The sequence below is a fragment of the Saccharopolyspora gloriosae genome (genome assembly GCF_022828475.1).
GTDB classification, from domain to species: domain Bacteria; phylum Actinomycetota; class Actinomycetes; order Mycobacteriales; family Pseudonocardiaceae; genus Saccharopolyspora_C; species Saccharopolyspora_C gloriosae_A.
In genome coordinates this window covers 4532254-4545575 of sequence record NZ_CP059557.1, presented here as the reverse complement: position 1 = coordinate 4545575, position 13322 = coordinate 4532254, and the positions used below count along the sequence as shown (strand labels likewise).

Below are 13322 nucleotides of genomic sequence, written 5' to 3'. Positions count from 1 at the left end.
TGCGGCGAGGGTCATGTCTGCTTCTCCACGTGAGGGGCGGAGGAAACCGGCCGTGCGGCGTGGCGGATCGCTTCGAGCAGGTCCGCCTGCACCCCGGTGGCACGTGTCCCGTGAGCGGAACCGCGGCGCACCGCGCGCAGGAACGCCCGGACGGCGTTGGAGACCTGGTCCTCGGCGGGAAGCACCCGTTCCTCCTGATGGTCCGCGCGTTCGATGCGAACCACGGGACGGTGGGCGGCCGGGGTGGTGAACACGTGGTCCACGGCGAGCCGGCCCGCATCGCCCCAGATCTCGTATCGCGAGCCGTAGTGGTGTTCGAGGCCGAAGATCAGCGTGGCCGCCGGCCCCGCGGGCGTGCTCAGCAATGCGGTCCCGGCCACGTCCACGCCGAATTCCGGCTCGTGCTTGAGGAATGCGCCCTCGACCCGCCAGTCCGGGCCGAACAACAACTGCGCGGCGGCGACCGGATAGCCCGCGACGTCCAGCAGCGCGCCGCCGCCGAGCTCGGCCTGGTAGCGGATGTCGCCGCGGGGGCGCGACGGGATCGCGAACGCGGCGGAGAATGCGCGCGGCCGCCCGACCACGCCCTCGTCCAGCAAGGCGCGGACGACGGCGTGCTGGCCGTGGTGCCGGAACATGAAGTTCTCCTCCAGCACCAGGCCGAGGTCCGCCGCGAGCCGTTGCAGGGCACTGGTGTCCTCGGGCGAGGTCGTCAGCGGTTTCTCCGCGAGCACGTGCTTTCCGGCCCGCAGCGCTCGCTCGATCCACTCCGCGTGCAATCCGGAGGGCAGCGGCAGGTAGACGGCATCGACGTCGGCGCGGTCCAGCAGTCGCTGGTAGCCCTCGACCGGGTCGGCCGTGAATCGTGCGGCGAGTGCCCGTGCCTTGTCCGCGCTGCGACTGGCGATCGCGGTGATCTCGGCCCCGGGGGCCGTGGCGAACGCGGGCAGGACCCGGCGGGCCGCGATGTCGGCACAGCCCAGTACGCCCACCGACACGGTGCTGTTGTCCACCCCGCTCATCGTGCGAGCCGGGAGAATCGCTGGTCGGCGAACAACAGCTGGTCGTCGGAGGAACGCTCGAGCTCGCGGACCAGGCCGACGAGGATCAGGTGATCGCCTGCCGGATGCCTGCCGTGCACCTCGCAGCCGAGTACGGCGACGGTGCCCTCGTCGAGGCGCATTCCGGTCGCGGACCGGGTGAACCCGGCGGCGGCGAACTTGTCGACGCCCTTGCTGGCGAAGGTGCGAGCGAGCTCCGCCCGGTCATGGCGCAGCACGTTGACGGTGAAGGTCCCGCTCTCGGCGAACGCGGGGTAGCAGCGCGCGCCGAACGCCACGCATACCGAGATCAGCGGCGGATCGAGCGAGACGGAGACCAGCGAACCGGCGGTGAACCCCCACGGCGCACCATCGCGGTCCAGCGTGGTGGTGATGGTGACACCGGTGGGAAACCGGGCCATCGTGCTGCGCAGGTCGCTTCCGTCGACGGTGTTCGAGAGCGCTCCGGTGGCTCCGGGTTCCTCGGTGATCGACGATGTCGGCTCGCTCAACGGCGTTCTCCTCGTTCTCGGCGGTGCGGGGTTCACCGGCGTCCCGCACCGTCGAACGCGCGGCGCCCGACGTTCATGCAGGTGAGCAGGCAGCGTGCGGCGACGTTGACGTAGTTGCCGTGCCGGACGAACCCCATGAGCTGCTGCGGAGTCATCCACGTGAAGTCGTCCGGAACCTGGTGCGGGAACGACTCGTCGGCCTCCACCACCAAGTAGCGGTTCTCGGCGTGGTAGAAGCGCCCGCCCTCTTCGGAGTGCACGACGTCCAGCAGCAGCGCGGAGGACGGCGCCATCAGCACTTGATCCAGGTAGCGAGGACGTTTGTCGGCGGGCGCGTCCCGGTAATTCGACGGTATGCAGTTGACCGTCGGCGACATCTCCACGACATCGGAGGTGCCCGCCTCGGTGCGGGCCTGCACGAGGACGTGGAACACGCCGTGGATCCGGCGGCCGAGGAAGGCGATCACCCCGCGGTCGCTGGGTGCGATCATCGGCTGGGACCAGCCGGTGACCTCCCGGTTGCTGGCCCGCACGTCGAGCCCGACCACGTTGAAGTAGCGCCGCTGCTCGTGCCTGATCCGGTCGGGTTCCCGGAGCCAGCCGCGGACCTGCCGCAACGGCATCGTGCGCCGGTCGAGGCGGTAGCGGGAACGGGCTTCGGTGAACCAGCTCAGCAACTGCTCGAAGGAATGCTCGGGGGCCGCGTCCGGACCGGGGTCGGCGGTCGGTTCATCCTCGCCGGCGAGGAAGGGCAGCCCGGACAGCACGGTCCGGGAGTCCATGTTGATCAGGTTGTCCTCGCGCAGCAGCGCGCCGAGCTGGTCGAAGGTGAGCCAGCAGAAGTCGTCGAGCACGGGGACGTCCGCCGTCGTCTCCACGATCATGTTGCGGTTGCGCTTGTGGAGGAACCACGATCCCTGCTCCGACTGCAACGCGTCGAAGACGACCTTCCCGGACCTGGGGGCCACGAAGTGCTCCAGGTACGGCACCGCGCTGCCCTGGTGCACCCGGGTGTAGTTGCTCCGGGTGGCCTGCACCGTGGGGGAGAGCTGGAGCAGGTTGATGTTGCCGGGCTCCATCTTCGCCTGCATCAGGCAGTGCGGCACGCCGTCGAACTTCGTGACCAGGATGCCGAGGATTCCGATCTCCGGTTGCAGGATGATCGGTTGGGTCCAGGACTCCACCTCGCGGTGGTCGGTGCTGATCTCGAGGCCTTCGATGGAGAAGAACTTGCCGCTGCGGTGGACGAGGTTGCCGGTCTCGTCGTCGAAGTGCCAGCCGTCGAGCTCGTCCAGCTTGGTCCGGGTGACCTCGTAGGCGTTCGCCCGGCCGCGTTCGGCGAACCATTCGTGGAATTCCGAGATCTCCCGGAACACGTTGCCTCCCTCGCCTGGACTGCGGGACGCACAGCGGAGCCGCCCCGGATCAGCGCCGAGTCTGTTCCCCGGTGCTCGAATTCCGGCTGACGTTCCGCTCGAAGACCGGTCGATGGGGACGGTGCCGCGCGACTCGATCGAACCTCGACCGGTGACGGGAAACATGACGACCGTTGTCCGCGTCCCTGGGGGTGGAAGGTGAGAGTTCTCGTGACCGGCGGAGCCGGCTTCATCGGTTCGCACTTCGTCCGGACCATGTTGGCGGGCGGGTATCCCGGCTACGAAGACGCCGAGGTGACCGTCGTCGACAAGCTGACCTACGCCGGTGACATCAGGAATCTGCCGTCGGGGCATCCGCGGTTGGGCGTGGTTCGCGGAGATCTCTGCGACGAGCGGCTGTTGCGCCGGGTGCTTCCTGGGCACGCTGAGGTCGTGCACTTCGCCGCCGAGTCCCATGTGGATAGATCGGTCGCCGGGGCGAGGGAGTTCGTGCACACCAATGTGCTGGGCACCCAGACGCTCCTCGACGCCTGTCTGGAATCCGATGTGGACACTGTCGTGCAAGTCTCGACCGACGAGGTGTACGGATCGATCGCCGAAGGATCGTGGACGGAAGCCGAACCGCTGCTGCCGAACTCGCCCTACGCCGCATCGAAGGCGGGCGCCGATCTGATAGCCCGCTCGTACCAGCGGACCCACGGGCTGGACGTGCGGATCACCCGCTGCAGCAACAACTACGGCCCGCGTCAGCATCCGGAGAAGCTGGTGCCGCGCTTCATCACGAACCTGCTCGACGGTCTGCCCATCCCGCTGTACGGGGACGGGCGCAACGTCCGGGAATGGGTGCACGTGGAGGACCACTGCCGGGGGATTCACCTGGTGCTGGCGCACGGCCGGGCCGGCGAGATCTACAACATCGGCGGCGGCACCGAACGGAGCAACATCGAGCTCTCCCATCGGCTGCTCGAACTCTGCGGAGCCGGGACGGAGCTGATCCGCTGGGTTCCCGACCGCAAGGGCCATGATCTGCGCTACTCGATCGACGACGCCAAGATCCGAACCGAGCTCGGCTACCACCCGGTTCGTGATCTTGACGAAGGTCTGCACGAAGTCGTCGCCTGGTACCGGGAGAACCGGGGCCGGTGGCGCACCGAAAGCATCGGGCCACCGGCGGAAGTGCCGTGACGACGCCGTCGCTCAGGCGAGGCAGGTGGGTAGCTCACCGCCGTTGAAGTCGATCATTTCTTGGAAGATCGCCACCACGTCGAGCGGCCTGCCCGGCTCGCCGCCCTCCAGTTCCGCGTAGGCCCGGTGCAGATTGCCCACCAGACGTTCGGGATCGAGCAGTTCGGCGTGCTCCCCGAGGTCGGCGTCGCGGGCGACTTGCAGCGGCGTGCGGCCCGCGGCGAATCCGGCCGCCGCCAGCTGCTGGACCCGGCGCAGGTAGCGCTCGGTGCGGTCGATCACCTCCGGCCCGCACACCTCGCCGTGACCGCCGACGACGATCCGGGCCTCGAACGCGCGCAGCCGTTCCAGCGCGAGCAGGCTCCCCTCGATCGATCCCATCAAGTTGAACGGCGTGCACCCGTTGAGCAGCACGTCGCCGGCGAACAGGATGCGCTCCGCGGGCAGCCACACGACGACGTCATTGGTCGTGTGCGCCGGGCCGACGTGGTGCAGTTCGGCGATGCGGTCGTCGACGTGCAGCGTCATCCGGTCCTGGAAGGTCACCGTCGGCAACGCGAGGCGGATGTCGCCCCACTCCACCTCCGGCCACAACAGGGTCAGGCCCATCCCGGTTTCGGCGATCTCCTCGCGTGCACGCTCGTGTGCGATGACGGCGGCGGCGGGGGCGAACAGGTAGTTGCCGAACACGTGATCACCGTGGTGATGGGTGTTGACCACCAGGTGGTGGCCACCGGTGCCGAGCGCGTCGACGGCTTTCCGCAGCAGCAGCGCTCGGCGTTCGGTGGCGGCCGTGTCCACGACCACGACCCCGTCGCGGCCGGCGATCAGACCGGCGTTGTTCAGGCACCACCCGCCGTCCGGCTGGGTGTGCGCGTAGACCCCGTCGGCGAGCTCTACGAGCTTCGGCTCAGGTGCGGTCCCGCTCATCGCGAAGCCTGCTTTCCGGAGCGGGACTCGGCGAACTCGGCCGCCCGCGTGAGGGTGGTGAGGCTGTTGGCTCCCAACGCGGAGCGCAGGAAGGTGCGGGCGTCGGCGACGCTGCGGCCCGGCCCGAGGACATCGCTGATCACGTCGGTCTTGATCGCGACGGTGTGCCGAGCCGTCATCGTGGTGGTCCCGGCATCCTCGCTGAACGTCCACAGACCGCTGTGCCCGGTCAACAGCGCGGGCAGCACGGTCTGCTTGTAGCCGATCCAGGAGGGTGCGGAACAGACCCGGTAGGAGCGGGTGGTGTGCGTGCCACCGTCCTCGGTGGTGGTGTCCATTTCGAGCTGCTGCACGCCTTCGTCGTCCTCGTCCAGCCGCACCCGGCTCACGTGCGGGAGACGGTGGTCCCAGAGGTCGGCGCGGTGCACGAACTCGTAGCAGTCGGCCGCGCGGCCCGCGCACCGCAGCGAATCCTCGAAGGAGAACACCACGTCGTTCAGGTCCGCGCCGCGCTCTGCGACATCGCGCAGCGCTTCGAGTTCCCGCTTGCTGTTGGCATCGACGGCCCGGTTGATCCAATCGATGGTCGACGGGTCGTCGTCCACGGCCGTGAAGTGGTGCAGCAAGAGCAGTTCCGTGCGCGAGCCGGACAGCTGTCGCATCGACCACTCGCCGCCCATCGACGCGATGGGCGGGCTGCTGACCTCTTGCTCGAAGGTGACCCGGAGGCCGCGCGGATCGAGCTCGCGGCGCGAGGTCCAGTTCCGGACCGTGCCGTTGAGCAGCGCCCAGATCCGGAACCGCTCCTGGTGCGGTGTTCGGTGGAGGTGGTGCACGTGCAGGTTGGGCGCGAACACCGCGGGCCAGCGCTGCACGCCCGCGACCAGTGCGTACAAGCGGTCGGCGGGCGCGGCCACCACGAGGCGATGTTCGGTGCGATGCGGTTCCGTTCGGCTCATCAACGCTCTCCGATCGCTCGGCGATCCGCCGAGCCGGGTCCGGGGTTCAGTGGGAAGGAACGGCGGTGTCAGGCGGAACCGACCGCGGTGTCACGCACGACGTCGAGCACTTCACGCGGAGTGCGCAGTTCAGCCACCAGCTCGTCGGGGATCGTCACGCCCCATTCCTGCTTGATGCGGGCCGCGGTCTCGATCAGGGCGAGCGAGTCGTAGCCGAGTTCCTCGAACGGGGTATCGCCGATGTCGGCGGCCAAGTCGGCCTCCGCGTCGCCGGCGCAGTCGCGCAGGATGCGGCGCAAGTCGTCCATCGTCGGTCCACTCATGATCGTGTTCTCCTCTTGTGGCGGTTGTTCGTGGGGCGAGTTCAGTCGTGCGGCCCGCGCACGACGGTCGCCGAGTTGAAGCCGTGCTTGCCCCGGGCGAGGACGAGCGCGGTGCGCAACTCGGCTCGCCGGGGGCTCCCGAACACGAGGTCGAGCTCGTAAGCGGGATCGGTCGTGGTGGTGTGCCCGGTGGGCGGAACGACGCCGTCCCGGATGGCCAGCAGCGCGGTCGCCACGTCGAGCGGCCCGCCGCCGGCGTGCAACCGGCCGGTCAGCGATTTCGGGGCGGTGACCGGGACACCGCGCGGGCCGAAGACGGAACGGATGGCCTGCGCCTCGATCTCGTCGAGCAGGGGAGCACCGGCCGCGTCGGCGAACACCACGTCCACCGAGTCCGGGCCGACGCCCGCATCGGCCAGCGCGAGTTCCACCGCGCGCCGCAGCGCGGGCGGGCGGTCCGATCCGGGTTTCGGATCGAAGGTGGCCGCGTACCCGGCCAGCTCGCCGTAGCTCGTCGCTCCTCGGTCCGCGGCCGCGACGGCGTCCTCCAGAATCAGGATCGCGCCGCCCTCACCGGGAACGTGCCCCCGCGCCGCGGGATCGAAGGGCCGGTACGCCTCGTCCGGGGACGTGGCCGTGCTGATCCGGCCGCCCGCGAGGTGGGACACCCAGCCCCACGGGTCCAGCGCGGAATCGACACCACCGGTGACCACCGCGGCGGTTCCCGTCCGCAGCGCTCGCCGGGCGTGCCCCAGCGCGTCGAGGCCGCCGGCCTGCTCGCCGACCAGCACGCGGCCCGGTCCGCGCATGCCGTGGCGGATGGAGATTTGGCCGGTGTTCACGGCGTAGAACCAGGCGAACGACTCGTAGACGCTGACGAACTCCGGTCCTTGCGACCACAACTTGCGGAACTCGCGGTGGGTGAACTCGAAGCCGCCCAGGGCGTTGGAGGTGATGACCCCCGTGCCGAACTCGGGGGCCGCCGCCGGGTCCATACCGGCGTCCTCAAGCGCCCACTGGGCACCGGCCAGCGCGAACCTGGTCGAGAGGTCGGTCTGCGGCAGCAGCCGCTTCGGCAGGTGCGCCGCGGAATCGAACCCGGACACCTGCCCGGCCAGCACCGCCGGGTATCCGGAGGGGTCGAAGCGATCGATCCGGCTGATGCCGTGCTCGCCCCGGAGCGTCGCGTCCCAGTACTCGGCGGCGCCGAGCCCGTTCGGCGCGACCACGCCGAGCCCGGTGATCCAGGCGCTCATACGTCCGCTCCTTCCGGCTTGCGCAGCACCATCGCGGTTTGGAACCCGCCGAATCCGCTGCCCACGCTGAGCACCGTGTCGACCCGCTGCTCGCGGGCCGTCAGCGGCACGTAGTCGAGATCGCATTCGGGGTCGGGTTCGCGGAGGTTCGCCGTCGGTGGAATTCCGCCGCGCTCGATGGCCAGCGCGCAGGCCGCGATCTCGATGGAACCGATCGCGCCGAGCGAATGGCCGACCATCGATTTGATGGAGCTGATCGGAGTGCTGCGGGCGTGTTCGCCGAGGCTGCGCTTGAACGCCGCGGTCTCATGCCGGTCGTTCTGCTTGGTGCCGGAACCGTGCGCGTTGACGTAGTCGATGTCGACCGGGTCGATCCGGGACTGGTGCATGGCAACCCGAATCGCCTCGGCCATTTCCCGGCCGTCGGATTTGAGCCCGGTCATGTGGTAGGCGTTGAGCCGAGTCGCGTAACCGCTGATCTCCGCGTAGATCCGCGCGCCGCGTGCGCGGGCGTGCTCGAACTCCTCCAGGACGAACAGCGCGGCCCCTTCGGCGAGCACAAAGCCGTTGCGCGAGGCGTCGAACGGGCGGGACGCGTGCTCCGGTTCGTCGTTGCGCGGCGTGGTCGCCTTGATGGCGTCGAAGCAGGACACCACGATCGGCGTGATCGGGGTGTCGGCGGCTCCCGCGAGAACGACGTCGGCACTGCCCTCTTCGATCAGGTCGCATGCGTGCCCGAGCGCGTCCAGCCCGGACGTGCACCCATCGGAGACCAGCGTGACCGGCCCCTCGGCGCCCACCGTCCAGGCCACCTCGGCGGGCATCGCGCCGGGCGAGAGGTAGTCGAACATGTGCGGTGACAGGTACTCGTGATCGACCAGCCACCGTTCACCGCCGTTGGACAGCACCAGGTACTCCTGCTCGAGGCTGGTGGCCGCCGCGACGGCACTGCCGAGACTGACCCCGATCCGCTCGGAAGGCACGTGGGAGAAGTCGAGCCCGCTATCGGCTGCGGCGTCCCTCGCGCACACCACGGCGAACTGCGCGGCACGGTCCATCCGGCGCACTTCGCGCGGCGAGAGCCCCTCCCGGAGCGGGTCGAAATCGCACTCTCCGGCCACTTGCGACCGGTATGGCGACGGATCGAAGAAGCTGATCCGCCGAGTCGCGGTTCGCCCCGACATCAACAGGTCCCAGAACTCTCCCGCACCGGCTCCCCCCGGGGTGCGCACCCCGAGCCCGGTGATCACGACGCGTCGCGTCACCCCGACACCTCCCCAGTCCTCGCGGCCCTGTGCCGCTGAGTCCGGGAGCAACGGTGGCGCCAACGGCTCGAACCCGACTCGAAACTGGATTGCGCTCACCGGAAACCGGTGCGCATGCTGGGAAATCCCGCTACGGCTCCAGGTCGTCGTCCTCGTCGCGCAACAACTTGCGCGGCCCCGGGCCTTGTTCGCCGAGCTCGTCGTACGGGTTGGTCAGCAGGCAACTGGACATCGACAGGCAGCCGCAGCCGATGCAGTCGACCAGGTTGTCGCGCAGCCGCACGAGGTCGGTGATGCGCGTTTCCAACTCTTCACGCCACGAGTCGGAGAGCTTCGCCCAGTCCTCTTTGGTGGGAGTTCGTTCGTCGGGCAGCGTGGCCAGTGCGTCCCGGATGGTGCTCAACGGAATGCCGATCCGCTGCGCCACGCGCAGGAACGCGACCCGTCGAACCACATCGCGCCGGTAGCGGCGTTGGTTGCCCGCGGTGCGCCGGCTCTGGATCAGCCCCTTGGCCTCGTAGAAGTGCAGCGCGGACACGGCGACTCCGCTGCGGGCCGCGACCTGGCCGATCGTGAGTTCCTTGGTGTCCCAGGAAGGTCGTTCCACGCCCACCACCGTAATACCGCCGGATCGCGGGTCGTGGGCGTTTCGCGCCGGTCACCGCACTCGGCCTCCACGGGAGTTCGATTCGGCCTCGACGAGACCTGGCGAGACTCCGGGACGACTCACCGCAGATGAGAATGGAGGACTCATGGCCGCTGACACCAAGCCCGTCGCCCTCGTTACCGGCGCGACCAGCGGAATCGGCCTGGCGATCGCACGTCGGCTCGGAGGGCTCGGCGCGCGCGTCCACCTCTGCGCCAGGAACGCCGACGAGCTGACCACGACGATCAAGACCTTGCGCGCGGAGGGTCTTGATGTGGACGGCTCCCCGTGCGATGTCAGCGTCCCCGCGCAGATTCCGGACCTGGTGCGGACCGCGGTGGACCGGTTCGGCCCGATCGACATCCTGGTGAACAACGCCGGACGCAGCGGCGGAGGCGTCACCGTCGAAGTGCCCGACGACGTCTGGCTCGACGTGATCAACACCAATCTGAACAGCGTGTTCCTGGTGACCAAGGAGGTGCTGACCAAGGGCGGCATGCTCGGTCTCGAACGGGGGCGGATCGTCAACGTGGCTTCCACCGGGGGCAAGCAAGGCGTGATCTGGGGTTCCCCGTACTCCGCGTCCAAGCACGGCGTCGTCGGTTTCAGCAAGTCGCTCGGCCTGGAACTGGCCAAGAGCGGGATCACCGTCAACGCGGTGTGCCCCGGATTCGTCGAGACCCCCATGGCGGAACGGGTCCGCGAGCACTACTCGAAGATCTGGGACGTCTCGGAGCAGGAGGCCCACGACCGGGTCACCGGTCGCGTGCCGGTGGGCCGGTACGTGCGGCCGGAGGAGGTCGCGGCCATGGTCGAGTACCTGGTCAGCGACGCGGCGGCGGTCGTGACCGCGCAGGCGCTGAACGTGTGCGGCGGGCTCGGCAACTACTGATCTCCGCCGGTCGATGGGCGGCACGTCCGGTGCGCGATGTTTCCGCGCACCGGACGTGCCGCTGCCCGGCCGGTTCTACGGCGATGACCGGCCGCGTCAGGCCGAGACCGGGGCGAACTCCTGGTCGTGGTCGACGGCTCGGGAACACAGGTGCAGCCCGGACCCATCGCGGACCAGCACGTCGTTGACCACGCAGCTCGGGCCGACCTCGGGTGCTTTGACGCCGGGGCGGATGGTGAGGATCAGCGCGTAAGCGGTGGACCGCAGCGACCCGTCCTCCTGCTGTTCCAGCACCACGTGGTTGAACCAGTGCCGCCGTTGCACCGGGTCGTTCTCGAAGCGCAGGTCGAACTCGCGCAGTGCTTCGACGATGCCGGCCCGAGTGCGAGCGGCAGGCAGCGCCGGTGAGTGCGCGAAAACGCCGTCCGGGGTGAAGGTCGCGGCGTAGGCTTCGAAATCTCCATTGTCGAGCGCTTGCATCTGTTTGCCGTAGAAGTGCAGGACTTCCGCGTACAGCTCGGGTGGTACCGATCGATCGGGCATGCTCTCCTCCGGAGGCGAGTGCGGTACTGACCTGACCGAATCCTCGCGACGGGGAGTCGAACCGCGCTGGAAGCACCCTCGAAGTCCTGTCCCGCAACGGTGCTCGCGTCCGTTCCGGACTTCTCTGGAGCGGCCTTCGAGCGGGGATGGACGATTGCGGGCGATGGTGTTCTCCGTCTGATCCGGCGACATTCCAGAGGTGACGGAATGAAAGGCATCGTGCTCGCGGGCGGTCACGGAACCCGGCTGCACCCCGTGACGCTCGGCGTCTCCAAGCAGCTGCTTCCGGTGTACGACAAGCCGATGATCTACTACTCGCTGTCGGTGCTGATGCTCGCCGGCATTCGGGAGATCCTGGTGGTGTCCACACCGGAGGACTTGCCCGGCTTCCGGCGTTTGCTGGGTGACGGAGCCGAACTGGGCCTGAGCCTCGACTACGTCGAGCAGGCCGAGCCGAAGGGGCTGGCGGACGCGTTCATCCTCGGTGCCGACCACGTCGGGGACGACTCGGTGGCGTTGGTGCTGGGCGACAACATCTTCCACGGGCAGGGCTTCTCGGCGCTGCTTCAGCGCACGGCGCAGGACCTGCACGGTTGCGTTCTGTTCGGCTACCCCGTTCAGGATCCGCGGCGCTACGGGGTGGGAGAGGTCAACGTGCGGGGCGAGCTGATCTCGATCGAGGAGAAGCCGAACCGTCCCAGATCGAACCGGGCGATCACGGGGCTGTACTTCTACGACAACGACGTGCTCGAGATCGCCGCCGGCCTGCGGCCGTCGTCCCGCGGCGAACTGGAGATCACCGACGTCAACCGCGCGTATCTGGCGCGCGGCACGGCGAAACTGGTCGATTTGGGGCGCGGCTTCGCGTGGCTGGACACGGGAACGCACGAGTCGTTGACCGAAGCCGGGCAGTACGTGCGAGTTCTGGAGCACCGGCAGGGCGTGCGGATCGCCTGCCTCGAGGAGATCGCGCTGCGGATGGGTTTCATCGACCGGGACGCGTGCCACCGCCTGGGAGAGCGGATGGCGAACTCGGGGTACGGGCAGTACGTCATGGAGATCGCCGCGGCCCGGCCCGCGCTGCGCGCTGTGACCTGACCGCGCCGCGGCTGATGTCAGGCCTCGATCCAGTTGTGGGCGCGGGCGAGGTCGGTCAGCTTGCGGCGGACCTGGACGATCTGCGCGGCGGTGAGGGTGGGGGCCGCGTCCAGGAGGGCTTCGGTGAGTTCGGTGCGGAACTCCGGCACCGACAGCACGTCGCACAGGCCGTCGTCGTCGTGGTCGCGGCGCGGCCGGGATTCCGGCTCGGCGTCCAGCAGCCGCACTTTCGAGGCCTTCAGGCCGCGGTCGCCCGTCTCGATCTCGAACTCGACGCGAGCGCCCGGCCGGAACTGCTGCTTGGCCTCCTGGATGTCGTTCGCGTGCACGAACACGTCCTCGCCGCCGTCGTCGGGCGCGAGGAAGCCGTAACCGCGATCGTCGTCGAACCGGACGACCTTGCCGTTCACCATCGAGTGAACCCCCATGAGTCGATTGCAGTGCCAAGTTGGTGCCGGTTGGCATAGTAATGACGCGCTCGCGGCAGGCCGTCGCGGGCTCGGCCGATCGGCCGCCGCGGATGGTCCTTGCGGCAGACGACGATCGTCGTTGGTCCACAGTAGATTGATGTCGGACTCGGCAACGGAGCTGTTCGATGTGAGAGATCAGCAATGCTGATCTGTTCGGCGGGCACGGCGGTCGTGCAGGTGATGCGGATGCGTCCGCCCGGAGGTGACATCATGACGCGGGTGAGCAGCCAACCAGAGCAATCCGGCCCCGTGGACGAGGCGGATGCCGTGATCCCGCACCCGCCGTTGACACTGTACCTGGTCAAGAGGCTGGAACTGGTGATCCGGGCATTGCTCGACGATGTGCTGCGCCCGCTCGGGCTGACCACGTTGCAGTACACGGCGTTGACCGTGCTGCAGAACAAGGGCGCGTTGTCCTCCGCGCAGTTGGCGCGGCGGTCGTTCCTGCGGCCGCAGACGATGCACGAAATGGTGCTGGCGCTGGAAAAGCGCGGTTTGATCACGCGCGGGCAGGACGAGGGGAACAAGCGGGTGCTGCTCGCCTCGCTGACCGAGGCCGGGTCGCGGCTGCTCGCCGAGTGCGCGCCCGCGGTGCTGGAACTGGAGGGCGAGCTGCTCGCCGACCTCAGTCCGGGGCAGCGCGAGACCTTCCGGGAAGGGCTGGAGCACGGCATCGCCACGCTCGCCGCGGTGTCCGAGGCTCGGCGGGCCTAGATGTTCTCCGGCGGGCGTGGTCGGGGCGGCGGAGTTCGTTCCGGGCATGCCGTCGGCTCGGAGTCTGATCGCCGATCTTGGAATCCGGCTGTGCCTTGTCCATTGGTCGTCGA

Annotated in this window: 15 protein-coding genes; 4 read left to right on the top strand and 11 right to left on the bottom strand. The window is 68.9% G+C overall.

The features are described from left to right. Nucleotides 1-11 precede the first annotated feature (11 nt). Genes H2Q94_RS19655 through H2Q94_RS19645 form a run of 3 tightly spaced genes read right to left on the bottom strand, consistent with a single transcriptional unit; the run spans nucleotide 12 to nucleotide 2928 of the window. Nucleotides 12-1022, bottom strand: coding sequence for a Gfo/Idh/MocA family protein (locus H2Q94_RS19655; protein WP_243788670.1), 1011 nt, complete (start codon nucleotides 1020-1022; stop codon nucleotides 12-14). After that, nucleotides 1019-1552, bottom strand: coding sequence for a flavin reductase family protein (locus tag H2Q94_RS19650; RefSeq protein WP_243788669.1), 534 nt, complete (start codon nucleotides 1550-1552; stop codon nucleotides 1019-1021). The genes H2Q94_RS19655 and H2Q94_RS19650 overlap by 4 nt, the downstream gene beginning before the upstream one ends. Before the next feature lie 32 nt (nucleotides 1553-1584). Continuing rightward, nucleotides 1585-2928: an NDP-hexose 2,3-dehydratase family protein gene (locus H2Q94_RS19645; protein WP_243788668.1), complete on the bottom strand. Its 1344-nt coding sequence runs from the start codon at nucleotides 2926-2928 to the stop codon at nucleotides 1585-1587. 198 nt (nucleotides 2929-3126) lie between these two features. On the opposite strand from H2Q94_RS19645, the gene rfbB reads away from it, so the two are divergent. After that, nucleotides 3127-4113 carry a dTDP-glucose 4,6-dehydratase gene (rfbB, locus tag H2Q94_RS19640; RefSeq protein WP_243788667.1) on the top strand — a complete coding sequence of 329 codons (987 nt, stop codon included), beginning with the start codon at nucleotides 3127-3129 and terminating at the stop codon, nucleotides 4111-4113. A gap of 12 nt (nucleotides 4114-4125) precedes the next feature. On the opposite strand, the gene H2Q94_RS19635 is transcribed toward rfbB, so the two are convergent. The 6 genes from H2Q94_RS19635 to soxR form a co-directional block, all read right to left on the bottom strand. Next, the gene (locus H2Q94_RS19635) at nucleotides 4126-5043 is read right to left on the bottom strand and encodes an MBL fold metallo-hydrolase (protein WP_243788666.1); all 918 of its coding nucleotides are present in this window, start codon (nucleotides 5041-5043) and stop codon (nucleotides 4126-4128) included. Next, nucleotides 5040-6002, bottom strand: coding sequence for an aromatase/cyclase (locus H2Q94_RS19630; protein ID WP_243788665.1), 963 nt, complete (start codon nucleotides 6000-6002; stop codon nucleotides 5040-5042). Before H2Q94_RS19630 ends, H2Q94_RS19635 begins: the two co-directional genes overlap by 4 nt. A gap of 68 nt (nucleotides 6003-6070) precedes the next feature. Beyond that, nucleotides 6071-6325, bottom strand: a complete 255-nt coding sequence (locus tag H2Q94_RS19625) for an acyl carrier protein (protein WP_243788664.1) — start codon at nucleotides 6323-6325, stop codon at nucleotides 6071-6073. Nucleotides 6326-6366: 41 nt separating this feature from the next. Next, on the bottom strand, nucleotides 6367-7581 hold the full coding sequence (locus tag H2Q94_RS19620; protein WP_243788663.1) for a ketosynthase chain-length factor: 1215 nt from the start codon (nucleotides 7579-7581) through the stop codon (nucleotides 6367-6369). Next, the gene (locus H2Q94_RS19615; RefSeq protein WP_243788662.1) at nucleotides 7578-8846 is read right to left on the bottom strand and encodes a beta-ketoacyl-[acyl-carrier-protein] synthase family protein; all 1269 of its coding nucleotides are present in this window, start codon (nucleotides 8844-8846) and stop codon (nucleotides 7578-7580) included. The genes H2Q94_RS19620 and H2Q94_RS19615 overlap by 4 nt, the downstream gene beginning before the upstream one ends. Before the next feature lie 130 nt (nucleotides 8847-8976). Then, entirely contained in the window at nucleotides 8977-9453 is a 477-nt protein-coding gene (soxR, locus tag H2Q94_RS19610) for a redox-sensitive transcriptional activator SoxR (protein ID WP_243788661.1), read from the bottom strand. Between the two features lie 145 nt (nucleotides 9454-9598). Between soxR and H2Q94_RS19605 the strand changes: the two genes are divergently transcribed. After that, complete coding sequence (locus H2Q94_RS19605) at nucleotides 9599-10384, top strand: SDR family NAD(P)-dependent oxidoreductase (RefSeq protein ID WP_243788660.1); 786 nt, start codon at nucleotides 9599-9601, stop codon at nucleotides 10382-10384. Between the two features lie 96 nt (nucleotides 10385-10480). Here H2Q94_RS19605 and H2Q94_RS19600 read toward each other — a convergent pair whose 3' ends face one another. Then, a complete protein-coding gene (locus tag H2Q94_RS19600; RefSeq protein ID WP_243788659.1) occupies nucleotides 10481-10927 on the bottom strand; it encodes a nuclear transport factor 2 family protein in 447 nt (148 codons plus the stop codon). 207 nt (nucleotides 10928-11134) lie between these two features. On the opposite strand from H2Q94_RS19600, the gene rfbA reads away from it, so the two are divergent. Further along, nucleotides 11135-12025 carry a glucose-1-phosphate thymidylyltransferase RfbA gene (rfbA, locus tag H2Q94_RS19595; RefSeq protein WP_243788658.1) on the top strand — a complete coding sequence of 297 codons (891 nt, stop codon included), beginning with the start codon at nucleotides 11135-11137 and terminating at the stop codon, nucleotides 12023-12025. 17 nt (nucleotides 12026-12042) lie between these two features. Here the strand turns inward: rfbA and H2Q94_RS19590 are convergent, their stop codons facing one another. Continuing rightward, nucleotides 12043-12438 carry a cold-shock protein gene (locus H2Q94_RS19590; RefSeq protein WP_243788657.1) on the bottom strand — a complete coding sequence of 132 codons (396 nt, stop codon included), beginning with the start codon at nucleotides 12436-12438 and terminating at the stop codon, nucleotides 12043-12045. Nucleotides 12439-12636: 198 nt separating this feature from the next. Here H2Q94_RS19590 and H2Q94_RS19585 point away from each other — a divergent pair, with 198 nt between their 5' ends. Continuing rightward, nucleotides 12637-13209 (top strand): MarR family winged helix-turn-helix transcriptional regulator, encoded by a 573-nt coding sequence (locus H2Q94_RS19585; RefSeq protein ID WP_243788656.1) that lies wholly within the window; start codon nucleotides 12637-12639, stop codon nucleotides 13207-13209. The last annotated feature ends 113 nt before the right edge of the window (nucleotides 13210-13322 follow it).